General features: G+C 60.1%; 19 protein-coding genes and 2 pseudogenes. 5 read left to right on the forward strand and 16 right to left on the reverse strand.

Translation table 11 applies throughout. From position 1 onward, the window contains the following. Positions 1–41: 41 nt before the first annotated feature. Together ACP3TY_RS09905 and ACP3TY_RS09910 are read right to left on the reverse strand one after the other, a co-directional pair. On the reverse strand, positions 42–1,163 hold the full coding sequence (locus tag ACP3TY_RS09905; protein ID WP_426619846.1) for an alkene reductase: 1,122 nt from the start codon (positions 1,161–1,163) through the stop codon (positions 42–44). Positions 1,164–1,258: 95 nt separating this feature from the next. After that, the gene (locus tag ACP3TY_RS09910) at positions 1,259–1,936 is read right to left on the reverse strand and encodes a type 1 glutamine amidotransferase domain-containing protein (protein ID WP_426619847.1); all 678 of its coding nucleotides are present in this window, start codon (positions 1,934–1,936) and stop codon (positions 1,259–1,261) included. Between the two features lie 210 nt (positions 1,937–2,146). On the opposite strand from ACP3TY_RS09910, the gene ACP3TY_RS09915 reads away from it, so the two are divergent. The 3 genes from ACP3TY_RS09915 to ACP3TY_RS09925 all read left to right on the forward strand — a co-directional run bounded on the left by ACP3TY_RS09915 (position 2,147) and on the right by ACP3TY_RS09925 (position 3,290). After that, positions 2,147–2,731, forward strand: a complete 585-nt coding sequence (locus ACP3TY_RS09915) for a TetR/AcrR family transcriptional regulator (protein ID WP_426619848.1) — start codon at positions 2,147–2,149, stop codon at positions 2,729–2,731. A 114-nt stretch (positions 2,732–2,845) separates the two neighbouring features. Beyond that, positions 2,846–3,046 carry a hypothetical protein gene (locus tag ACP3TY_RS09920; RefSeq protein ID WP_053119506.1) on the forward strand — a complete coding sequence of 67 codons (201 nt, stop codon included), beginning with the start codon at positions 2,846–2,848 and terminating at the stop codon, positions 3,044–3,046. Positions 3,047–3,056: 10 nt separating this feature from the next. Continuing rightward, positions 3,057–3,290 carry a DUF2945 domain-containing protein gene (locus ACP3TY_RS09925; RefSeq protein WP_426619849.1) on the forward strand — a complete coding sequence of 78 codons (234 nt, stop codon included), beginning with the start codon at positions 3,057–3,059 and terminating at the stop codon, positions 3,288–3,290. A 40-nt stretch (positions 3,291–3,330) separates the two neighbouring features. Here ACP3TY_RS09925 and yddG read toward each other — a convergent pair whose 3' ends face one another. From yddG to ACP3TY_RS09960, 7 genes and pseudogenes are all read right to left on the reverse strand, one after another. Next, complete coding sequence (yddG, locus tag ACP3TY_RS09930) at positions 3,331–4,227, reverse strand: aromatic amino acid DMT transporter YddG (RefSeq protein WP_426619850.1); 897 nt, start codon at positions 4,225–4,227, stop codon at positions 3,331–3,333. 43 nt (positions 4,228–4,270) lie between these two features. Beyond that, positions 4,271–4,639: an ethanolamine utilization protein EutQ gene (locus ACP3TY_RS09935; RefSeq protein ID WP_426619851.1), complete on the reverse strand. Its 369-nt coding sequence runs from the start codon at positions 4,637–4,639 to the stop codon at positions 4,271–4,273. Next, on the reverse strand, positions 4,636–5,967 hold the full coding sequence (locus ACP3TY_RS09940) for an NAD(P)/FAD-dependent oxidoreductase (RefSeq protein WP_426619852.1): 1,332 nt from the start codon (positions 5,965–5,967) through the stop codon (positions 4,636–4,638). Before ACP3TY_RS09940 ends, ACP3TY_RS09935 begins: the two co-directional genes overlap by 4 nt. Before the next feature lie 10 nt (positions 5,968–5,977). Further along, positions 5,978–7,228, reverse strand: a complete 1,251-nt coding sequence (locus ACP3TY_RS09945) for an FAD-dependent oxidoreductase (protein ID WP_426620452.1) — start codon at positions 7,226–7,228, stop codon at positions 5,978–5,980. Then, positions 7,217–7,378, reverse strand: a pseudogene (locus ACP3TY_RS09950) (rubredoxin); the annotation flags it as partial. The gene ACP3TY_RS09945 and the pseudogene ACP3TY_RS09950, both read right to left, overlap by 12 nt. Positions 7,379–7,388: 10 nt before the next feature. Beyond that, positions 7,389–8,828 (reverse strand): aldehyde dehydrogenase family protein, encoded by a 1,440-nt coding sequence (locus ACP3TY_RS09955; RefSeq protein ID WP_426619853.1) that lies wholly within the window; start codon positions 8,826–8,828, stop codon positions 7,389–7,391. A 2-nt stretch (positions 8,829–8,830) separates the two neighbouring features. Then, positions 8,831–10,024 carry an aromatic ring-hydroxylating oxygenase subunit alpha gene (locus ACP3TY_RS09960; protein ID WP_212545847.1) on the reverse strand — a complete coding sequence of 398 codons (1,194 nt, stop codon included), beginning with the start codon at positions 10,022–10,024 and terminating at the stop codon, positions 8,831–8,833. 286 nt (positions 10,025–10,310) lie between these two features. On the opposite strand from ACP3TY_RS09960, the gene ACP3TY_RS09965 reads away from it, so the two are divergent. Next, the gene (locus ACP3TY_RS09965; protein WP_426619854.1) at positions 10,311–11,981 is read left to right on the forward strand and encodes a BCCT family transporter; all 1,671 of its coding nucleotides are present in this window, start codon (positions 10,311–10,313) and stop codon (positions 11,979–11,981) included. A gap of 58 nt (positions 11,982–12,039) precedes the next feature. On the opposite strand, the gene ACP3TY_RS09970 is transcribed toward ACP3TY_RS09965, so the two are convergent. After that, a complete protein-coding gene (locus ACP3TY_RS09970) occupies positions 12,040–12,954 on the reverse strand; it encodes a LysR substrate-binding domain-containing protein (RefSeq protein ID WP_426619855.1) in 915 nt (304 codons plus the stop codon). 182 nt (positions 12,955–13,136) lie between these two features. Next, positions 13,137–14,185, reverse strand: a pseudogene (locus tag ACP3TY_RS09975) (NAD(P)-dependent alcohol dehydrogenase). 191 nt (positions 14,186–14,376) lie between these two features. Here ACP3TY_RS09975 and ACP3TY_RS09980 point away from each other — a divergent pair. Beyond that, positions 14,377–15,306, forward strand: a complete 930-nt coding sequence (locus ACP3TY_RS09980) for a Gfo/Idh/MocA family protein (protein WP_426619856.1) — start codon at positions 14,377–14,379, stop codon at positions 15,304–15,306. A 99-nt stretch (positions 15,307–15,405) separates the two neighbouring features. On the opposite strand, the gene ACP3TY_RS09985 is transcribed toward ACP3TY_RS09980, so the two are convergent. The 5 genes from ACP3TY_RS09985 to ACP3TY_RS10005 all read right to left on the reverse strand — a co-directional run bounded on the left by ACP3TY_RS09985 (position 15,406) and on the right by ACP3TY_RS10005 (position 21,872). Continuing rightward, a complete protein-coding gene (locus ACP3TY_RS09985; RefSeq protein WP_426619857.1) occupies positions 15,406–16,650 on the reverse strand; it encodes an NAD(P)/FAD-dependent oxidoreductase in 1,245 nt (414 codons plus the stop codon). Continuing rightward, positions 16,640–18,226, reverse strand: a complete 1,587-nt coding sequence (locus ACP3TY_RS09990) for an aldehyde dehydrogenase (NADP(+)) (protein ID WP_426619858.1) — start codon at positions 18,224–18,226, stop codon at positions 16,640–16,642. The genes ACP3TY_RS09985 and ACP3TY_RS09990 overlap by 11 nt, the downstream gene beginning before the upstream one ends. Before the next feature lie 68 nt (positions 18,227–18,294). Then, positions 18,295–19,242 carry a dihydrodipicolinate synthase family protein gene (locus ACP3TY_RS09995; RefSeq protein WP_426619859.1) on the reverse strand — a complete coding sequence of 316 codons (948 nt, stop codon included), beginning with the start codon at positions 19,240–19,242 and terminating at the stop codon, positions 18,295–18,297. Between the two features lie 55 nt (positions 19,243–19,297). Beyond that, positions 19,298–20,224 carry a 4-hydroxyproline epimerase gene (locus ACP3TY_RS10000; protein WP_426619860.1) on the reverse strand — a complete coding sequence of 309 codons (927 nt, stop codon included), beginning with the start codon at positions 20,222–20,224 and terminating at the stop codon, positions 19,298–19,300. 22 nt (positions 20,225–20,246) lie between these two features. Next, positions 20,247–21,872: an APC family permease gene (locus ACP3TY_RS10005; protein ID WP_426619861.1), complete on the reverse strand. Its 1,626-nt coding sequence runs from the start codon at positions 21,870–21,872 to the stop codon at positions 20,247–20,249. Between the last annotated feature and the right edge of the window lie 51 nt (positions 21,873–21,923).

Below are 21,923 nucleotides of genomic sequence, written 5' to 3' on the forward strand. Positions count from 1 at the left end.
AGAAGGGCAATCCCCTGTGCGTTGTTTGATGCTGGCCGCCGTCAGCCGTGCACGGGGTAATCGGTATACCCTTCGTCGTTGCCGCCATACACGGTGGCCGGGTTCAGCGCATTGAGGGGCCAGTCATTGGCGATACGCGCGGGCAGATCCGGGTTGGCCATAAACGGGCGTCCGAAGGCGACAAAATCAGCCAGTCCGGATTCGAGCAAGCGGGCACCGGATTCAGCGTTATAGCGTCCGGCATAAATGATTGCGCCGCTGAAGGTCTCGCGCACGGCCTGACGAAATGACAACGGCATTGCCGGGGCATCGTCCCAATCGGCTTCGGCGATGGACAGGTAGGCGATGCCGACGTCTTGCAAAACTTTGATCGCTTCGATGTAAGTGGTGTGTGGATCTTCCTCGACCATGCCCAGGTAAGTCCGCGCTTCATCGGTGGTGGTGAACAACGGCGCGAAACGCACACCGACTTTTTCCTTGCCGATGCACTCGGCGACACCCGCCACCACTTCACGCAAAAAACGCAGGCGATTGTGCAGCGAACCGCCGTACTGATCGTCGCGAAGATTGCTGTGCGCGGAGATGAACTGGTTGACCAGATAACCGTTGGCGCAATGCAGTTCGATGCCGTCAAAACCGGCGTCCATCGCATTGCGCGCGGCTTGAATGTACAGCTGAATCAGTTCCTGAACTTCATCGGTGCTCAATGCACGCGGGGCCGACGGGGCGACCAGTTCACCCACGCCCGGTGCGGTTTCGATGAACACGCTGACTCGCTCGGTGGCGACTGCCGAGGCCGATACCGGCGCTGCGCCATTCGGTTGCAGTGCAGTGTGGGAGACGCGGCCGACATGCCACAGTTGCGCGAAAATCACACCGTCAACGGCGTGCACCGCTTCCGTGACTTTGCGCCATCCAGCGATTTGCTCCGGGGTATGAATGCCGGGTGTCCAGGCGTAACCCTGACCGCGTGGTTCGATCTGCGTGCCTTCGGTCACCAGCAGACCGGCGCCGGCCCGTTGCTGGTAATACTCGGCCATCAACTCATTGGCAATATTGCCCGGTTGCGTGCTGCGCTGGCGGGTGAGGGGCGGCAGGACGATACGGTTTTTCAGGGTGTGCAGGCCGAGCGTCGCGGGTTGGAAATAAGGGCTGTTGTGCATGGAGGTACCTTGTTCGACTGGCCTTATTAGACCAGTCGACTATTTCGAGGATAAAAATAAAACCGCGTAGCACGGTGATGAGGTTGAGCGTTGAATCAGCGGAGCATTTTCAACAGTTTCTCGGCGACAGCGGCAGAGCTGGCAGGATTCTGGCCGGTGACCAATTGGCCATCCGCGACCACATGCACCTGCCAGTCAGCGACTTTGGAGTAACGCCCGCCGAGACGCTGAAACTCGTCTTCGATCAGGAACGGCACCACGTCGGTCAGGCCGACGGCGGCTTCTTCCGAATTGGTGAAACCGGTCACCTGGCGATCCTGAATCAGCGGTTTGCCTGCCGCATCGACGACGTGACGCAACACGCCCGGCGCATGGCAGACAAAGCCGTGGGGCTTGTTGCTGCGGGCAAAGGCTTCGATCAACGCGATCGAGTGCGAGTTTTCGGCCAGATCCCACAGCGGGCCATGGCCGCCGGGATAAAACACAGCATCGAAATCCTCTGCGCTGCCCTCGGCCAGACGCCCGGTGCTGGCCAGTGCCTGCTGCGCTGCCGGGTCGTTGCGAAAGCGATCGGTCTCGGCAGTCTGCGCGCCGGGCTCATCGCTTTTCGGATCGAGCGGCGGCTGGCCACCGGCCGGCGACACCAAAGTGATCTGCGCGCCGGCATCCTTGAAGGCGTAGTAGGGCGCGGCAAATTCTTCGAGCCAGAAGCCGGTTTTACGGCCGGTGTTGCCGAGCTGATCGTGGGAAGTCAAAACCATCAGAATTTTCATAGAGCACCCTGGTTTGATCGGTGACGTCGTGGCGCAAAGGATTCGCGTCACGCTGATACCCGCAAATGCGGTTGACGGGGCGCAGCATAGTTTCCAATTAGACCGGTCGTCTAGTAATTTTTTTCTCAGCAGGTTTTTACTCGACAGGTATGGCAAACTCGCCATCCTCTGAAATAAACGACTGGTCTATTGCCTGGTAATTTGCGCCCCATGAAACCGACCTACGACGACACCCGCCAGCACTTGCTCGACACCGGCCACCGGATGATGGCCGAGAAGGGCTTCACCAGTGTCGGCCTCAACGAAATCCTGCAAACCGCTGGCGTGCCCAAGGGCTCGTTCTATCACTACTTCAAATCCAAAGAGCTTTACGGCCAGGCCTTGCTCGAGGATTACTTCGTCGGTTATCTGGCCGACATGGAGCGGCGCCTGACCCTGCCGGGGCTGACCGCCTATGAACGGCTGATGGATTACTGGCAAGGCTGGCAAGACCGCTGCACCCTCGAAGGCCATGGCGATGAGTGCCTGGTGGTAAAACTCAGCGCCGAAGTTGCCGACCTGTCCGAATCGATGCGCCTGACCCTGCGCGACGGCGCCGAGCAAGTGGTCTCGCGCATCACGGTGTGCATCGAGCAAGGCCAGGCCGAAAAGACCCTGCCGACCGGTGATGCCCGGCATCTGGCGGAAACCCTTTATCAGCTGTGGCTGGGCGCCAGTTTGCTGAACAAACTGCAGCGTACGGGGCAGTCGCTGAACACCTCGATGGCAATGACCAAAGCACTGTTGGCCAGCTAATTTGGCTTGATGGTGAGCACGTGCACCGTTCGTCCAGTACCCGGCACTTGCGCGGTGCCGTTGTCTCTCACCTTTAAGCGCGGATTTTCCGTGCGGCCGAGCGGAGAGCCAGTCATGGACATCGATGAAAATGCACCGGGCAACAAGTCGCAGCAAGACGTGACGCGCACAACGGACAATGAAACGGGACACGACCCGAAACGCGATCAACCGGAGGTTCCGTTGCCTGCCGATGACGAGTCACCGCTCGACGAGGACATGACGGATGTGGACGCCGCCAACTCGGTATCGAGTGAGCATCCGCCAGCGCAGTGAGGGAAATGCCATGAGCACGTCATTCAAGGTCGGCGACGCGGTGCGCTGGAACAGCGAGGCCGGCGAGATTCGCGGCACGGTGGTCAAAGTGCATACGCGGGATATCGAGTTCATGGGACGGCATCGACCGGCATCAAAGGACGAGCCGCAATACGAAGTGAAAAGTGCCAAGACCGGGCATCTGGCGATGCATCATGCGGCGGCATTGCAGGTGAATCACAGCGTGAGCCACCCAATAAAATAAACAGTGGGGAGAAGGTTTAACCCAATGCTCTGTGCTCCTGTCAGGCATTCACCTGCTGACGGGTAGCCCACCAGCACAGCAATGACCCCACCGTCACCAGCACCGCACCCTGCCAAAACTGCACATTCAGCGCCGCACCTAACCACACCGCGCCAAACGCAGATGACAACACCGGCGCACAATATGAGGCGGTGGCGAGCAAGGTGAGGTTGCCGCGCAAAATACCCATGTTCCACAACGCATAGCCACCGGCCATGGCCGTGCTGGCGGCGATCAGCTCCAGACTGTTGCGAAGGGAGAAGGCCGGCATTATCTCGCCGCTCACTGCGTATTTGCCCCACAGGACAATGGCCGTCAGCACGAAAAACAGCACCACAAGATTCTGTCCTCCGGCATAACGCCGGGTGATGTTGCAGTACAACGCGAACGTGATCGCACAGGCCAGTGCCAGACTGTAACTGAGCGGATTGGACTGAACGTTGGCGACAATGGAGTCCACCGACAAGCCATCGCCGCTGACCACCCAGACTATGCCGAACAATGCCAGCGCCGTGCCTGGGACAATCATCCAGCGCGCCTTTTGCCCGTTCATGACAATCGCCAGCAACACGGTCAGGCACGGCCACAAGTAATTGACCACTCCCAGCTCAATCGCTTGATAACGACTGTTGGCGAACCCCAGCGCCAGCGACAGGCACACTTCGTACGCCACAAACAACGCGCTGCCGCCGATCAGATAACGCCACGATGTAGCCCGCAAACGCGGTCGCCCCAACAGGGCCATGAGCATGGCGGCCCCTAGCGAGTAGATCAGTGCCGAACCCGCCAAGGGGCCGAACATCTCACTAACGCTGCGGATCAATGCGGCGGCGGTGCTCCACAAGATAATCGCCAACAAGCCACAGGCTGTGGCGCCACGTTCACTTCTGACTGACATCAACGCTCTCTGAGTTAGCGGTTCGAAGAAGGGCGCTACACCTTCAGTTCAAACCGTGTCGTTGCTTCCAGTCACCCGGATAGACCACGTAGCCAAACAAGGCATGACCGCCGTAAATGAGCTCAGTGCCTTCAGGAATCCACAGCATCTGCCCGGGTTCGACCCGGTGATGCTCGCCGTTGGCCGTGAGCTCAAAGCAGCCTTCGATGACGAAGATGACTTCGTCATACAGCAAAGTCCAGCTGACTTCGGCGCCTTCCCAACGAGCGAAGCCGACGCCCAGGTTCGGCGAGACCTCGTTGCTCAGCGCCCGCGCAACCATCGCTGCGCCGAGCGGGCCGCCGCGATGGACAAAGTCGAGATCGCGATGGTCGATGCGGCGTACCGGGCCTTTGCCAGTCAAGGTTTTCACAGTTCGCTCCGGCTGTTCCATGCGGCCAGGCGGATGCGGGTACGCACGCCCAGACCGAGCAACGGTTCGGGTGGATTGCGTGACGGCATGCCGGTGACGTTGCGAATATCGCTCAGCGATTGTGAGTCGGCACCCACGGCCAGATCCGCCAGCAACGTGCCGGAAATCGTGCCCCATGCTGCACCGACACCATTGTCGCAAGCGGTCGCGTAGACACCGTCTTCCAGCTCACCGAAGAAGTTGGTGAAGTTGCGCGAAATGGCGTAGACGCCACCCCAAGTGTGCGTGAATTCAACGTTAGCCAATTGCGGATATCGCGAGATCAACGCCTTGCGATGGCCAGCACGAATTTCCTGCCGAGTGCTGTCGCTGACGCTTTTGCCGTAACGCGGCACATGCTTGTACGTGTTGCGGATCATCAGGCGTCGATCCTGGGTCATGCGCACGGTGGTGCCGGCATGGTCGGCCGGAGTCAGCCCCCAATCAGCCTGCATGCCGATGGCGTCCATTTCTGCCTGAGTCAGCGGGCGCGTCCAACTGGCAAAAGTCATCACTGGCAGCAGACGACTGCGCAGGTAGCCGAACTCCTGGGTGAAAATACTCGTTCCCAGCAACAGGCGCGGCGTGCGGATTTGCCCGTCGCGACCTTGCAGCAGCCATTGTCCCTGAGCATCACGTTGCAAACCCTGAATCGGCGACTCTTCGAGCAACTCGACGTTGCCCGGCAGCGAGTCGGCCAACCCCCTCACCAACGCGGCCGGCTGCATCAGATAGCTGCCCGGTGTGTACACCGCGCGACGGTAGTGGCGGGTGCCGAGAACGTTGGCCAGTTCATCGCCCTCGACGCTGTGAAACGGCTCACCGAGTTCACGCATCAAGTGTTCGAAGTGCTCCAGATACGCCAAACCCCGTGCACCGACTGCGCCCTGATATTTACCGGCGTGTGACCATTGGCAATCGATCCGGTGTTCGCCGATCAAGCGTTGCAACTGCGCGATGGCGCTGCGGTTCAACCCGAGCAGGCGCTGTTTGTGGGCCGGATCCGGATGTTCCAGGGCCATCTTGTGCGGCAAGTCGATGACGAAACCGGAGTTGCGTCCCGACGCGCCGTAACCGACACGCTGGGCATCGACCAGCACGATTCGTGCGTCTGGGGCATGTTCGGCCAGCTGGCGGGCGGCGGCCAGCCCGGCAAAACCGGCGCCGATCACGGCGTAGTCAACCTGTTGCCGACCTGTCAGCCGACGCGGTGCAACTGGCGCGGGCAGGGCGGCGTACCAGCCGCAGTCCTGGTCATCGTGTGGCAAGTGAATTGCGCGGTTGTTCATAGTGTTGTTCTCAGGCCACGTTGGATTGGGCGAGTTGGCAGGTTTGCAGCCAGGCGCTGCGCTGTTGTTGTGCCTGACGACCGAGCAAGGCGAAGGCGCGCAAGGCACCGCTGTCATCGTGGAACGCCGCACTCAAACCGTCGGCGGTCGGTTCGATTCGCCATTGCCCCGCGCAGTCGGGCGGTGCCGGCAGCAGGCAGAGTGGCGCGGCGGGGGTTTTCACCGTCACCGGCATCAGCGGGTAACGCACGGCGGTTGGCTGCCCGAGCAGTGTGCGGGCCAAGGCATCAATGCCCTGATTGATCGGCGCCAGATACGGCATCAGTTGTCCGTTGATTTCGATGCAGTCGCCCAAGGCATAAATGCCCGGCGTCGATGTCTGCAAACAGTCGTCGACCTTGATCCCGCGTCCGCACGCGATGCCGCTGGCGGTGGCCAGATCATGGTTGGGTCGCAGCCCGATCGCCGATAGAACCAGATCAGCCTGATGCGTTTCGCCGTTGGCCAGGGTCAAGTCGAAGCCGTGTTCGCCGCGTTCGATGCGCTGCAGGGTGGTCTGCAGGTTCCATTGCACACCCAGGTCGCCAAGGGCGTTTTGCAGATGCTGACCCGCCGCTTGCGGCAATAGACGTTCCATCGGCCACGCGCCGAGGCCAATCACGCGAACCTCGTAGCCGCTGCTGGCCAGGTCATTGGCGAACTCACAGCCAATCAGCCCGTCGCCAAGGATCGCGATGCGCCGCACGCCCTCGAGGTGAGAGCGGAAGGCCTGATAGTCGGCGAGATTATTGACGCTGACCATGGCCTCCGAGCACCCTTCGACCGGCACGCGGATCGGCGCCGCGCCGCTGGCCAGTACCAGTTGCCCGTAACTCATTTCCCCCAGATTGGTGTGCAAACGCCCGGACGCCGCGTCAATTCGCTCGACATGGCAGTGCGGGTAAACGCGAATGCCCAAACGCTGCTCGATCGCCAACGGACTTTCACTGGCCAGCGCGGTCGCACTGCGTCCCTGAGCCAAGGCAATCGACAGGGCAGGTTTGGAATACACGTGCCCGCATTCACGCGTCAGCACGCGAATCTCTATATTCGGATCTTGCTTGCGCAGCGCCGCTGCCAGGCCGTAGCCGGCATGACCGCTACCGATGATGACCACCGTCCCGGCCACCACGGCCATAGGTTTCGCGGCGGTAACGGGTGCGATAACAGCCTTGACGCCGATGACGGCGATCGGCGCGGGGGCTTCGCTGATTTCGATCATCTCGAAATCGCTTTTGCCAACCTTGCATTCCGGGCACAACCAGTCATCGGGAATGTCCTCCCAACGGGTTCCGGCGACAATGCCGTCCTCGGGCCAGCCGAGGGCTTCGTCGTAGATCCAGCCACAAATAATGCACAACCACTTTTTCATGGTTCAGTCCTCACTCGCCCTGGATACGCAAGGCCAGGTTCTTGGTACGCACATAGCTGTAGAGCGCTTCCTGACCTTTCTCGCGACCGTAGCCGGACAGACCGACGCCCCCAAACGGTGTCTCGATGCCGCCGGCATACCACTCGTTGATGAACACTTGGCCTGCGCGCAAACGCCGCCCGCAGCGCAAGGCGCGGTTCAGATCTTGGGTGAAGACACCGGCCACCAGACCGAAATCGGTACCGTTGGCCAAGGCAATCGCTTGTGCTTCAGTGTCGAACGGCATGATTGCCAGCACCGGGCCGAACACTTCGCTTGAGGCAATTTCCATGTCGGGAGTGACGTCGCAGAACACCGTCGGCTGCATGTAGTTGCCGGTGGTTCCGCTAAGCGCTTCGCCACCGGCGACCACTCGCGCGCCTTGCGCTTGCGCCCGTTGGCACATCGCTTCGATGCCGCGTAACTGGCCCGAGGAAATCACTGGCGTCAGCTCGGCGTTTTCCGCGCCGGGGCCAACGCGCAAGTTGCGCGCCATTTGGGCAACCTGTTCGACCACTTCAGCGTAAATCGAGCGCTCTACCAGCAACCGCGACATGGCCGAGCAGACCTGCCCGGCATTAAAGAAAATGCCGTTGCGCACACTGCTCAGCAGTTGCTCACGATCAACATCGGCGAACACCAGTGCCGCGGATTTACCGCCCAACTCCATCACGCTCGGCACCGCGTTTTCAGCGGCGGCGCGCAGGATGCTCTGGCCGGTCGGCACCGAACCGGTGAAGACGATCTGGTCAACCTGTTTGTGCCCGGCCAGATAAGCGCCGACTTCGCGGCCACGCCCGCAGATCAGATTGACCGCGCCCTGCGGCAGGCCCGCGCGCTCGATGGCCTGCATCAACACACACAGACCCAACGGCGAAAGCTCCGGCGACTTCACCACCACGGCATTGCCTGCGGCGAGTGCCGGTGCCAGGGAGCGGGCACAGATGGATACCGGGAAATTCCACGGCACAATCTGCAGGGACACGCCCATGGGTTCGTAAACGGTGAAATCCATATAGCCGTTGCCCAGCGGCACGGAAATACCTTCGATTTTGTCGGCCATCCCGGCGTAGTACTCGAAGTACCGCGCTGCTTCGGTGAACTCGTCGCGGGCGTCGTTCAGGGTTTTGCCGTTTTCGGCACAGAGAATCTGCGCGCCTTCTTCGGCGACCAGACGAATCTGTCGGGCAATCTCCAACAACCAGGTGACCCGCTGCGCCGGACGCACGCGCATCAGGTCTCCGCCGTCAGCGCAACGGCGCGCGGCCTGCAAGGCGCGCTCGGCATCGTCGACACTGGCTTGGGCCATGGTCGCGACCGGCTGATTGTCTGCCGGGTTGAGAATGGTCAAGTGTTGGTCGCTGTCGACCCACTGCCCGTCGATGAAGTTGAGCCAATGTGTGGTGGTCATGTTCATTCTCCCGCAGAGGCTGGCTTGACGCTGTCGAGCAGCGAACGCGCGGCCCACTTGTGGAAGTAATGGGTTGGCAAATCCATTTCCGGAGAGAACGCACCGCCGTTGTAACCCGGCGAGCTGCGACCTTTTTGCATGCCTTCAACTGAAGCGATGTCCTCGGCGAACACCACACGCCACGACGCCATGACTGCATTGCGAGCGGCTTCGTAATGCGGGTCGAGCGCCTCGTCACCGACATAGAACAAGCGCAGATGCTCAACGGTTTTACCCGGAGCGATCGGCTCCAGCATCATCGCAAACGCGTGGTCGGCCTGGATGCCGAGCAGCACGTTAGGGAAGAACGCCACGTATTCGGCGTTGCGCAGGCGATCCGCTGGCCACGACGGGAAGGTCGGCAGGTGCGTACCGGCGACGTCCGACAGGTTGTAGGCGTAGCTGCCCTGACCGGCGAATTGATCAAAGAGAATGTTGTAGTGGTCTTCCAGCCGTGAGTAGGTGTTCAGGCTCGGGTGCACCCACGGCAAGTGATAGGCCTCGCAATAGTTCTCGACCGCCAGTTTCCAGTTGCAGTTGACTTCGATCGCCATGGCACCGCTGTTGCCTTCGCGACGCATCAGGCTCATGCCGTCGTCGCCAAGGAACTGCTTCCAGCGTTCGGTCAACGGGGCGAGGGCGTCTTCCAGTGCAGGGGCATCGCCAGACAGATTGATGAAGACCATGTCCATCCAGATCGCGCTGCGCAGCGCTTTCAAACCATGTTTTTCACAGGCGAAACGTTCGTCTTTGTGCTGGTTGATACCACCCACGTGCGGGGTGCCGCGCAAGGCACCATTGAGGTCATAAGTCCAGGAGTGGTAAGGGCAGCGGATCATGCCCTGGACGGTGCCGGCTTCCTGCACCAGCTTCACGCCCCGGTGGCTGCACACGTTGTGGAAGACCTGCACCTGACCTTCACGGTTGCGCATCATCAACAGCGGCAGTCCCATAAAGTCCACGGGTTTGACGTAGGCATTGGTTGGCAAGTCGGTGGCGAAACCGATGCACGCCCAGTTCTTGCCCATCACCTGATCACGGTCGAGTTCGAAGTAGTGTTGCTCGGTATAAAAATCGTTGGTCAGGCCGTGAGCGTGCTCGATAGGGGCGAGGACGTTTTCCAGGCTGTGTACGGGAATGAGGTTGGCGATGCCCATTATTGTTTTCTCCAGATCGCACGGTAGGTCGGCCTGTTCGGCCTGTGGCTGGAGTGATTCTTGAGGTCGGGGCAGGGCGCGAACAAACCATTTTTCAACGCGGATTGATGAGAAAAAGTCATTTATGAGCGGCGCGATGATTCATGCCGAAATCTCATCAATCGATGAGATTAAATGGTTTGTTGCGTGCCGATGGGTCGCTCATTGTTGGTCGCGCAATGGGTGACAGACGTTGCCTACAAAAAATCCCGTACAGCGCCTACTACAAAAACAAGGGAGATAGCTGATGCGTGCCAAAAGTGGCCTCTTCAAAGGGCTCAATCCAACCGTGACTGTCGTGTCGGTTGCCATGGTCGTTGCCTTCGTTCTGCTCTGCGCGTTGAAAGGCGATCAGGCAACGGCGGTGTTCAAGACCGCGTCCGATGCCATCCTCCACAACTTCAAATGGTTTTATCTGGCCCTGGTCAGCGGCCTGCTTGGCGTGTTGCTGATGATTGCGTGCAGCCGTTACGGCGCACTCAAACTGGGTCGAGAGCATGACGTTCCGGAGTTCAGTTTCAGCGCATGGATTGCGATGCTCTTCAGTGCCGGCATGGGCATTGGCTTGATCTTCTGGTCGGTTGCCGAACCCGTTCTGCATTACGCCAATAACCCTTTCGCGCCGGGTCTGAGTGATGAAGCGGCAACGGTTGCGATGCGCCTGACGCTGTTTCACTGGGGCCTGCACCCGTGGGCGATCTTCACCATGATTGGCGTCAGCCTGGCTTATTTTGCTTATTGCAAAGGCTTGCCACTGGCGCTGCGCTCGATCCTCTATCCGCTGATTGGCAAACGTATCTATGGGCCGATCGGTCACGTGGTGGATATCCTCGGCGTGGCAATCACCGCGTTTGGTGTCTCTCAATCCCTGGGCCTTGGCGTGGTGCAAATCAATACCGGTCTGCATCAGGTATTTCAGATACCGGTGAGCATCGGTTTTCAACTGTCGATCATTGCATTTGTCAGCTTCATCGCAGCGGTGTCGCTGGTGGCGGGTTTGTCCAAAGGCATGAAACGCCTGTCGACCTTGAACATGTGGCTGTCATTCGGGCTGATGTTGGTGGTGCTGTGCCTGGGCCCGACGCGCTATATCCTCAATTTTTTCTTTGAATCGATGGGCGATTACGTCCAGCACATTGTCGGTCTGAGTTTCTGGACCGACACCCAGGCCGACACGCCGTGGCAGAACAGTTGGACAGCCTTTTACTGGCCCTGGTGGATGACGTGGGGGCCGTTCGTAGGCTTGTTCATCGCGCGGATTTCCAAGGGACGAACCATTCGCGAACTTATTCTCGGGGCGTTAGTGGTGCCGACGCTGGTGACCATTTTGTGGATGTCGGTATTCGGCGGGGCGGCATTAAAAGACGAGCAGCAGGCCCGTCATGCCCATGCACAATTGCCGGTGGCCGAGCAGGTTGAAGCGCAGCCATTTACCGGCGGCCCGGTACTGCAAGCTACCCAAAAAGAAACCACCGCCGCGATGTTCACGTTGCTGGAGCGGCTGGACGGCCCGGTCACTGGCGCTATCCTTTGTGTGATCGTTTGTTTGTTGCTGGCCGTGCATTTCGTCACGGCGGCCGATGCCGGAACGCAAGTGCTGTGCATGCTCAACTCGGTCGGCAGTATCAACCCGCCCAACTGGATTCGGGTGTTGTGGTGTGTGCTGGAGGGGGCGATTGCCGGCGGGTTATTGCTCGCTGGAGGGCTGGTGGCAATTCAGATGGCAAGCATCATTATCGGCCTGCCCATCGCCGTGTTTCTCTTGGTCACTGTCTACAGTCTGATCCGCAGCCTGCGGGCCGATACCATGAGTTCGGTCGAGGGTCTGATGGTGATGCGCGCCACCGCCAACGATTCGACAACGCAAGCGGAGAACGGCGCTTTCGCAGCGGTAATGGCGCCCCGCGAACTGGCGTGAATTGACAGTTTTTCAGAAGTAAAAAGGCACCGGCGTTTATATCGCCGGTGCCTTTTTTTCAAGCTGCGATCGTTTGCCCAAGATGGCTCATCAACCACTGCCGGAAGCGATTGACGCTTTGTCTGTTCGCTGCTCGGCCCATGGGCTCGAGCATGCAGAACTGCGCATCGGTGCGAAGATACACATCAATCGGTTTAACCAGATTGCCGTTGTGCAGATGGTCTCCCATCAGGTTCGACCAAGCCAACGCAATGCCTTGTCCGGCGAGCGCCGATTGAATCAGCATTGAATAGCTATTGATGTTGATCCGCCGTCGCGGTGTCGGCACCGGGTAGCCCAAATGATCAAACCAGTCCTTCCAGCCGATCCAGTCACTTTGCGGATCCTCCAGCCACAGCCAGGTGCATTCACCCAAGTGCTGTGGATCACTGATTTCTGGGTGCTGAGCGAGATATGCAGGGCTGCACACCGGGAAAATTTCCTCACTGAACAGCGGCGTAAGCAGCATATTCTTCGGTGGTGTGCTGCAGTAATACAGCGCCAGATCACAATCAAGGCGCGAGAAATCGCTGATCTGATCCGTAGCGATAATGCGCAGGTCAATTTCTTCGTTCTGTCGCTGAAATTCCGAGACCAGCGGCAATAGCCATAGCGACGCCATCGCGGTGCTGGTCACCACCGTCACCTGCTGCGCGCCACGCCAATGGCGGACACCGGCCGTCGCGTGGGCGAGCTGTTGCAGATTCTCGCGCACGCTTTCACAGTATTTTTTGCCAGTGACGGTCAGGTTGATTTCACGCGTGGTACGCGCGAACAGCGGTGTGCCCAGATAATCCTCGAGCACACGAATCTGTCGGCTGATTGCGCCTTGCGTGACGTTGAGTTCACGGGCGGCCAAGGTAAAGCTCAAATGCCGGGCGGCGGCCTCGAATGCCACCAGACTGTTGAGCGGTGGCAGCGGTTGCAGTTTCATCAGGCGATCACTTTTTTATAGGTTTTGTGCAGCGTTCGCGGATTGTGCAGAAGGCGCCAAACCGCCGCTACTTTTTTGTGACCGATCAGTGCTGATGACGACAGAAGGCAATGCGGGAATGGCAGATTCGATGAGATTACGATGGCAGCGCCGCTACGACAGCGCTGCCACCGATTTGATGTTTAGCCGGCCAACGTCGCGTTATCGATCACAAACCGATACTTCACATCACCCTTGAGCATCCGCTCATACGAGGCATTGATCTGATCCGCGTGAATCAATTCGATATCCGAAACGATGCCGTGCTCGGCACAGAAATCCAGCATCTCCTGAGTTTCAGCAATACCGCCAATCATCGAACCCGCAATCGTGCGGCGTTTCATGATCAGATTGAACACGTTCGGCGCTGGGTGCGACGTGGCCGGCGCGCCGACGAGGGTCAAGGCAGCGTCACGTTTGAGCAGCACCAGAAACGCATCGAGATCATGCGGCGCCGCGACAGTGTTGAGGATCAAATCGAAACTCTTCGCGTGCGCAGCCATTTCCTCAGGATTGCGAGAAACCACCACTTCATCGGCACCCAGCGCCAACGCCGCTTCGCGCTTGGATTCCGAAGTGGTGAACGCCACAACGTGCGCGCCCAAGGCATGCGCCAGTTTGATGCCCATGTGGCCCAAACCACCGATGCCAACCACGCCGACCTTCTTGCCCGGCCCGGCGTTCCAGTGGCGCAGCGGTGAATAAGTGGTGATGCCCGCACACAGCAGCGGCGCGACGGCGGCCAATTGCGCTTCGGGATGGCGGATGCGCAACACGTAGCGTTCATGCACGACGATGTTTTGCGCGTAACCGCCCATCGTCCAGCCCGGTGCGTCCGGGGTCGGGAAGTTGTAGGTGCCGATCATGCCGTCGCAGTAGTTTTCCAGCCCGGACTCACAGTCGTCGCAGTGTTTGCAGCTGTCGACGATGCAACCGACGCCGACCAGATCGCCCACCTTGTAATCGCTGACATGCGCGCCCACCGCCGACACCCGACCGACAATTTCATGCCCCGGCACACAAGGGAATTGCGTGCCGGCCCATTCCGCACGCACCTGGTGCAGGTCTGAATGGCAGATGCCGCAGAAGGCGATATCGATCTGCACGTCATGGGCCGCCGGGCGCGGCGGTTGATCTGCATTGGCTCAAGGGGTTTGTCGCCAGCGTGGGCGCCGTAGGCTTGTACAAGCATGGGAACATCCTCAATCGGTTTGTCGTGGTGACATTCTTCGCTTTTCGCTGGGCCGGGAAGTAGTGCATTCCTGTGCGATCCTTGCCTGATCCTGTGCGCCGTTGTGACTTTGCGGTGACAGACGCTCGCGGCGTTTGCGGGTAATCTGCCGGTTCGCTGCATAAAACAAAAAACTCAAGCAGGAGTCATTGATGCAACCAATCCGTCTCGGTCTGGTGGGCTACGGCAAGATTGCTCAGGATCAACACGTCCCGGCGATCAACGCCAACCGCGCATTCCAGTTGGTGTCCGTCGCCACCCAAGGCAAACCTTGCGCCGGCGTAGAGAATTTTCAGTCGCTGAGCGAGTTGCTCGAAAACGGCCCGCCGGTCGATGCAATTGCCTTCTGCACACCGCCGCAAGGTCGCTTCGCCCTGGTGCAGCAAGCGCTGGCGGCGGGCAAACATGTGCTGGTGGAAAAGCCGCCGTGCGCAACGTTGGGCGAGGCCATGGCCTTGGTCGATCAGGCAAAAGAGCAGGGCGTCAGTGCCTTGTTTGCCTGGCATTCACGCTATGCGCCGGGCATCGAAATCGCCCGTGACTGGCTTGCCACCTGCACTTTGCAAGGCGTGCAGATCGACTGGAAAGAAGACGTGCGCAAGTGGCACCCCGGCCAGACGTGGATCTGGCAACCCGGCGGCCTCGGCGTATTCGACCCGGGCATCAATGCCTTGTCGATTGTCACTCACCTTTTGGCGCTGCCGCTGTTTGTCGAATCCGCAGAACTGCGCGTGCCGGAAAACTGCCAATCGCCGATTGCCGCTTCGATCAAAATGTCGAATGCGCAGCAGCTCGATGTGCGAGCGGAGTTTGATTTTGATCATGGGCACGATGAGTTGTGGAGTATTGAGGTTCGTTGCAAGGAAGGCGTGCTACGACTGGATAACGGTGGGGCGCTGTTGAGTATTGATGGCGTGCGTCAGGCCGTATCGGAAGAGGGCGAGTACGCGGCGGTGTATCGGCATTTTCAGCAGTTGATTGCCGAGAAGGGCAGTGATCTGGATTTGCAGCCGTTGCGGTTGGTGGCGGACAGTTTCTTTGTCGGAAGCCGGGTATCGGTCGCCCCTTTCTACGACGCCTAAATACAAAGCCCTGTAGGAGCTGCGGCACGCTGCGATCTTTTGATCTTAAAAAATCAAGATCAAAGGATCGCAGCGTGCCGCAGCTCCTACAGGGCGTTTTTAGAAACGGTCAAGCCTGTATGGCTCGTTTCTCGGCATCTTACTCAACGCCATCCCGACAACCATCTCCGCCGTCACCGCCGCCTGCGTCAGCCCCAAATGCTGATGACCAAACGCAAGCAACACCTTGCCCCCGCAAACCTGATCAATCACCGGCAGCGAATCCGGCAATGACGGCCGAAAGCCCATCCACGGTGTCGCCGCTTCAGCACTCAGATCCGTGCGAAACAAGCCCTGACTCAACCGATGCAACTGCCACGCGCGCGCCATGCTCGGTGGTTTCTCCAGTCCCGCAAATTCAACCGTACCCGCCAGCCGCAACCCTTCGGTCATCGGCGTCATGATGAACTTGCGTTCCAGCGAGGTGACCGGGAAGGGCAGTCGCCCCTGTTCGTGCGGCAGCATCAAGTGATAACCGCGCTCGGTGTCCAGCGGTACTTTTTTGCCGGTCAGCGCAGCGGTCAGTTTCGCCGAGTGCGCGCCGCAGGCGATCAGCACGCGGCTTGCGGTCAAGCCACCATTACCGGTAATCAGCGAAACGCCGTTTTCCTGAACATGGCCGCCCTGCACCTGCTGTTGCAAAAAACTCACGCCGCAGGCTTTTGCCGCTTCAACCAATTCGCACACCACCCGGTACGGGTCAATGAAATGCCCGGTGCGCGGAAAGAACAAACCGCCCTGAATCTGCTCGCTGAGTTGCGGCGCCGTGTCCTGAATTGCCTTGGCCTGCCAATAATCGACAGGCACTTCCTGCTGTCGCAATCGAGCTTGCAACGCGCCGATGGCCTGACGTGATTCCGGGCGTTCGAACACCAGCAACGAGCCGTCGACTTTCAGCAAGTCCGGCCGCTGGATATCGGCGAGCAAGCGCTGCCAGGCATCCAGACTGCTTTCATTCAGCGCGCGTAATCCGGCCACGGTTTTCTGAAACGGTTCCGCCCGCAGGTTCAAGAGCAGCCGCGTGAACCACGGCAAGGCGCGGGGCAGGTATTTCCAGTCCAGCCGCAACGGCCCCATCGGGTCGAGCAGCATGGCCGGCAGGCGTTTGAGGATCGACGCATCGGCAATCGGGAACACCTGTTCGGTCGCCAGATGCCCGGCGTTGCCGAAAGAAGCGCCGTGACCCGGTAGCTGTTGATCGATGACGACCACGCGCAAACCCTGGCGCGCAAAGCGCAAGGCGCAGGCGACGCCGATGATGCCGGCGCCGACTACGGCGATGTCGTGGGAGACATTATTGACCATAAGTTTCCCTGTGCCCGTCGAGCAGGCGACGCAAGTGCAGCGGATTGGCCTGTTTCAGTGCTGTCGGCAACAAGCTGTCGGGGAAATCCTGATAACAGACCGGGCGCAGAAAACGCAGGATCGCCGCCGTGCCCACCGACGTTGTGCGCGAGTCCGACGTCGCCGGGAACGGCCCGCCATGCACCATCGCATCGCAGACTTCGACGCCGGTCGGCCAGCCATTCACCAGCAAGCGTCCGGCCTTGCGCTCCAGTGTCGGCAGCAGCGCGCGGGCGTGATCAAGGTCTTCATCATCCAGGTGCAGCGTCGCGGTCAACTGACCTTCCAGACGCTCGGTGACTTCCCGCATTTCATCCACACTCGCGCATTGCACGATCAACGATGCGGCGCCAAAGGCTTCTCCCTGCAGATTGTGATCAGCGAGGAAATCGGCGGCGTCGCTGACAAACACCTGCGCCTGACCCTGATTCGGGCCGCTGCCGATCTGGCCGATGCCAGCCACACTCGCCCGAGTGTTATCCGCCAGTGCATTCACCGCCGATTCATAGGCGTTGAAGATCCCCGGGGTGAGCATTGTCTGCGCCGGACTGCTTTTAATCCGTTCGGCCGTAGCGGCGATAAAACTTTCCAGCGCTGCACTTTTCAGCGCAATCACCAATCCCGGGTTGGTACAAAACTGCCCGGCGCCCAATGTCAGCGAAGCCACAAACCCATCGGCCAATGCCTGAGTGCGCGTCTGTAATGCCGCCGGAAACAGCAGCACCGGGTTGATCGAACTCATTTCCGCATACACCGGAATCGGCTCGGGCCGCGCCTGTGCCGCTTGAATCAACGCCAGTCCACCGCTGCGCGAACCGGTAAAACCCACAGCTTTGATGCGTGGATCGCTGACCAGCGCAATGCCCACTTCGCGCCCAGAACCGTACAACAGCGAAAACACACCGTCCGGCAAACCACAGGTCTTCACCGCCCGCGCCACCGCGCGGCCAACCAGTTCGCTGGTGCCGGGATGCGCACTGTGCGCCTTGACGATCACCGGGCAGCCGGCCGCCAGCGCCGATGCCGTATCGCCGCCCGCCACCGAAAACGCCAAGGGAAAATTACTCGCGCCGAAAACCGCCACCGGCCCCAGCGCAATCTGCCGTTGACGCAGATCCGAACGCGGCATCGGTTGACGATCCGGCTGCGCGTTATCGACGCGCACATCCAGCCATTCGCCCGCGCGCACGGTGCGCGCGAACATTCGCAATTGTTGGCAAGTGCGCCCGCGTTCACCCAGCAGGCGAGGGCGCGGCAGGCCTGTTTCAGCCATGGCGCGCTCGATCAATTCATCGCCGAGGGCTTCGATTTCTTCGGCGATGCTTTCCAGAAATTCAGCGCGGACATTCAGGGTTGTCTCGCGATAAGCGTCGAACGCCGCCCAGGCCAGCGCGCAAGCCTGCTCGACATGTTCCGCTGAACCGCCGGCATACGCCGGTTCCAGCGCGGTATCCGTGGCCGGGTTGATGCCCCGAATGGCTTCGCGATTACCCGCGACAATGTGCTGCCCGATCAGCATGTGGCCCGTCAGCGTCATGGTAGTTTCCCGATAAAAAAGTGATGCCCGCCGTGAGCTAAAAACTTCACGGCAGGCGAAAGCAAGGATCAGGCGAAGTTCTGTTCCGCCGACCAGTTCTCGTACCAGTGACGGAACAGCGTGTACTGCTTCTCGGCATAACACCGCTGCGAGTCGCTCAACGCATCGGTTTCGTTGAAGTGCAGGGTGTATTCCTTGTCGCCGTTGAGCACCATCAGATGCTTGTAATACAGCACCAGGTCGCAGCCTTCATCGAACGACGACAGCACCGCCAATGCCGATTCGAGCTCCCGCGCCTGACGCCGCGCCTTCGCATCACCCTGGGCCGCCTTCTTGCTCAGCGCGACCAATTGCAGCACTTCGCGGGGCAGGGCGTTGCCGATCCCGGTGATCGCGCCGGTGGCGTTGCAGTTGACGAAACCGTGCACCACTTGCGTGTCGACGCCGACCATCAGCGTCACGTTTTCATCTTTGGAGGTGATGTTTTCAGCGGCGTAGCGCAGGTCGGCGCCGCCGCCAAATTCCTTGAAGCCGATCAGGTTCGGGTACTCGCGGCGCAGTTCGAAGAACAGATCGGCGCGGGTGGCAAAGCCGTAGTAAGGGCTGTTGTAGATCACCGCCGGCAGGTTCGGTGCCGCTTGCAAAATGGCCGCGAAGTGCGCTTTTTGCGCAGTCACCGAAGCACCCCGGGACAGCACGCGCGGAATCACCATCAATCCTTGCGCGCCGACTTTTGCCGCATGCGCCGCATGGGCGACTGCTTCACGGGAATTCACCGCGCCAGTGCCGACAATCGTTGGAATGCCCGCTGCCACCAGACGCGCCACGCCTTCCTGACGTTCAGCCTCGGTGAGCAGCGGCCAGTCACCCATCGAACCGCAATACACCACCGCGCTCATGCCGATGTCGATCAGCTCGCGACCCTTGGCCACCAGCGCGTCGAAGTCCGGTTTGCGCTGGGCGGTGCACGGGGTCATCAGGGCCGGCATGCAACCGGTGAAGATGTTGTCGCTCATTGTTTTAACTCCTTGGCACATCATTCAAATTGAGGTGAAAAGTCAGCGCGGCGGCTTAAATGCCCCACGCGAACGGGTCGGTTTCGTCGATCAGCAAGGTGCTGTCGGCGGTCATGTAGGCGCGGCCGGTAATGAACGGGCGAATGCGCTCGCCCTCCCATTCGAAGCGGCCTTCGAACTGGCTGCCGGTGATGCTCGCCTGCACCCAGATCGCGCCGGGTTGCAGCTTGTCGTCGGCGGCGAGGCAGGCGAGTTTGGCGCTGGTGCCGGTGCCGCACGGGGAGCGGTCGTAGGCTTTGCCGGGGCACATGACGAAGTTGCGGCTGTCGGCGTTGGCGTCATCGGCGAACAGTTCGATGTGGTCGATCACCGCACCGTCTTCGCCGTAAATACCTTGGTCTTCGAGGGCCTTGAGCATCGCCCAGGTGTAGGCGGTGAGGTGTTCGACGTTGTCCATCGTCAGCGTCTGGCCGTGTTCGGAAACGAGAAAGAACCAGTTGCCGCCATAGGCGATGTCGCCGAAGACGCGGCCGAACCCCGGCACGTCCACCGGCACTTGTTTGCGATGACGGTAAGCGGGGACGTTGCCCAGCGTGACCGAGCCGTCGTCATGCAACGTGGCGCTGACCGGGCCGACCGGCGTGTCGATCTTGTGCATGCCGGGCTGGATTTTTCCCAGGTACTGCAACGAGTTGATCAGGCCGATGGTGCCGTGGCCGCACATGCCGAGGTAGCCGGCGTTGTTGAAGAAAATCACCCCGCACGTGGCGTCCGGCGACACCGGTTGGCAATACAACGCGCCGACCAGCACATCGTTGCCGCGCGGTTCCAGCAGGCAGGCGCGGCGCCAGACGTCATGCTGATTGCGCAGGGCATCGCGCTTTTCCACCATGCTGTTGCCGGGCAGATCGGGGAAACCGCTCATCACCAGACGCGTGGGTTCACCGCCGGTGTGGGAATCAATGACGTGTACTTCTTTCATGAATAGATCCCGTTGGATGATTTCAGTAGGCGCCGGCAGGACGCGCGGTCACGGTCGAGGCAGGGGCGGCGACTTCGCTTTCTTCATCGTCTTCTTCCAGACGCAGCAGATGCGCCGGTACGCCCGTTGCGGCACCCCAGTAATAAATGCCGGTGGCGCAAACGGCGACGACAATGGTGTCGAACGGATGAGCGAGGATGCCGAGGCCACCAAATGTGCCGAGTTTCGACAGCACAATCGTTACCGCGTAGAAGGCGATCAACCACGCCGAGGAGCGCACCTGGCTGGCCAGATTGAGGTGCGCGGTCGGCACGAAACGGCCGCACAGCAGATACACAACGAACATCAGAATTTGCAGGCCAAGCAGCCACGACACAGTGTTCCAGCCCGACCAGTAGACGATCAGCGCGGCGATGATGAACGACACTGGCCCGAGCACGCCCATGCACTTGACCCGGAACGGACGCGGCATGTTTGGCGCATTGCGGCGCAGTGCAGCCACCGAAACCGGTGCCACGGCGTAGCTCAGCACCAGCGCGGCGGAGACCACGTTGATCAGCGCTTCCCACGATGGAAATGGCAGCGTCCAGAACACCGACAGGGCAAAGGTCAGCCACAGCGCCGGGCGCGGAATGCCGGACTTCTCGTCGATGTGGGTGAAGACTTTGAAGAAGGTGCCGGTCTGCGCCCAACCGTAGATCACGCGCGGCGTGGCGTTCATGTAGATGTTGCCGCAACCGCTCGGTGAGATCACCGCATCGGCGACCACCAGATACGCCAGCCAACCCACGCCAAGCGCCAGGGCGATGTCGCGGTACGGCAGGGAAAATTCCTTGCTGATCCCGGCCCAGCCATTGGCGAGCATTTCGGTCGGGATGCTGCCGAGAAAGGCCATTTGCAGCAGCACATAAATCAGCGTCGACAGCAGCACCGAGAGGATCAGTGCGATAGGAATGGTGCGCTGCGGATTCTTCACTTCACTGGCCACCGAGATGATCGGTGTCAGCCCCAGATAGGCGAAAATCACGCCGCCCGCCGACACTGCCATTTCGATACCGGACAAGCCGAACGGCGCAAAACCTTGCACGTGGAAGTTGGCCGGTTTGAAGAAGGTGAACAGCACGCCGATCACCAGCAGCGGCACGATGAACTTGAACACGCTGACCAGATTGTTGGCCTTGGCGAAGGTCTTCACGCTGCGGTAGTTGAGCAGGAAAAACACGCAGAGCAGGCCGAACTGCACCATCCAGCCGAGGATCGTCGGGTTGCCGCTGCCCGCTTGGGTCAACTCGGGAAACCACGCCGCCGCGTATTGGCGCGAGGCAACCACTTCGATCGCCACCAGACTGGAAAACGCGATCAGGGTGATGAAGCCCATCAGGTAGCCGAGCAGCGGCCCGTGGGAGTAAACCGGGTAACGCACGACGCCGCCGGCACGCGGTAAGGCCGCGCCCAGTTCGCAGTAAACGATGCCCAGCAACAACACGGCAAAACCGCCCAGCAACCAGGAGAAAATCCCCGCCGGCCCGGCAATCGCCGACACGTGACTGGCCGCGAACAACCAGCCGGAACCGAAGATCGCTCCGAGCCCGATAAATGTGAGGTCGATCAGTGAAAGCTGTTTTTTGAACTTGCCTTGGCCTGACATGGCATCGCCTTCTTGTGAGTTATTGGATAGGCAGTTGTGTCACTGGGACGG

It is taken from the genome of Pseudomonas rustica (assembly GCF_049959085.1).
Classification (GTDB): Bacteria; Pseudomonadota; Gammaproteobacteria; order Pseudomonadales; family Pseudomonadaceae; genus Aquipseudomonas; species Aquipseudomonas rustica.

What these genes read in the sequence shown, in the direction of transcription:
- ACP3TY_RS09945 (WP_426620452.1), bottom strand. Translation starts at nt 7,228, where the DNA reads ATGATCGAAATCAGCGAAGCCCCCGCGCCGATCGCCGTCATCGGCGTC.
- ACP3TY_RS09990 (WP_426619858.1), bottom strand. Translation starts at nt 18,226, where the DNA reads ATGACGCTGACGGGCCACATGCTGATCGGGCAGCACATTGTCGCGGGT.
- ACP3TY_RS09910 (WP_426619847.1), bottom strand. Translation starts at nt 1,936, where the DNA reads ATGAAAATTCTGATGGTTTTGACTTCCCACGATCAGCTCGGCAACACC.
- ACP3TY_RS10005 (WP_426619861.1), bottom strand. Translation starts at nt 21,872, where the DNA reads ATGTCAGGCCAAGGCAAGTTCAAAAAACAGCTTTCACTGATCGACCTC.
- ACP3TY_RS09940 (WP_426619852.1), bottom strand. Translation starts at nt 5,967, where the DNA reads ATGAACAACCGCGCAATTCACTTGCCACACGATGACCAGGACTGCGGC.
- ACP3TY_RS09960 (WP_212545847.1), bottom strand. Translation starts at nt 10,024, where the DNA reads ATGGGCATCGCCAACCTCATTCCCGTACACAGCCTGGAAAACGTCCTC.
- ACP3TY_RS09985 (WP_426619857.1), bottom strand. Translation starts at nt 16,650, where the DNA reads ATGGTCAATAATGTCTCCCACGACATCGCCGTAGTCGGCGCCGGCATC.
- ACP3TY_RS09955 (WP_426619853.1), bottom strand. Translation starts at nt 8,828, where the DNA reads ATGACCACCACACATTGGCTCAACTTCATCGACGGGCAGTGGGTCGAC.
- ACP3TY_RS09920 (WP_053119506.1), top strand. Translation starts at nt 2,846, where the DNA reads ATGGACATCGATGAAAATGCACCGGGCAACAAGTCGCAGCAAGACGTG.
- ACP3TY_RS09915 (WP_426619848.1), top strand. Translation starts at nt 2,147, where the DNA reads ATGAAACCGACCTACGACGACACCCGCCAGCACTTGCTCGACACCGGC.
- ACP3TY_RS09925 (WP_426619849.1), top strand. Translation starts at nt 3,057, where the DNA reads ATGAGCACGTCATTCAAGGTCGGCGACGCGGTGCGCTGGAACAGCGAG.
- ACP3TY_RS10000 (WP_426619860.1), bottom strand. Translation starts at nt 20,224, where the DNA reads ATGAAAGAAGTACACGTCATTGATTCCCACACCGGCGGTGAACCCACG.
- ACP3TY_RS09980 (WP_426619856.1), top strand. Translation starts at nt 14,377, where the DNA reads ATGCAACCAATCCGTCTCGGTCTGGTGGGCTACGGCAAGATTGCTCAG.
- ACP3TY_RS09995 (WP_426619859.1), bottom strand. Translation starts at nt 19,242, where the DNA reads ATGAGCGACAACATCTTCACCGGTTGCATGCCGGCCCTGATGACCCCG.
- ACP3TY_RS09905 (WP_426619846.1), bottom strand. Translation starts at nt 1,163, where the DNA reads ATGCACAACAGCCCTTATTTCCAACCCGCGACGCTCGGCCTGCACACC.
- ACP3TY_RS09965 (WP_426619854.1), top strand. Translation starts at nt 10,311, where the DNA reads ATGCGTGCCAAAAGTGGCCTCTTCAAAGGGCTCAATCCAACCGTGACT.
- yddG (WP_426619850.1), bottom strand. Translation starts at nt 4,227, where the DNA reads ATGTCAGTCAGAAGTGAACGTGGCGCCACAGCCTGTGGCTTGTTGGCG.
- ACP3TY_RS09970 (WP_426619855.1), bottom strand. Translation starts at nt 12,954, where the DNA reads ATGAAACTGCAACCGCTGCCACCGCTCAACAGTCTGGTGGCATTCGAG.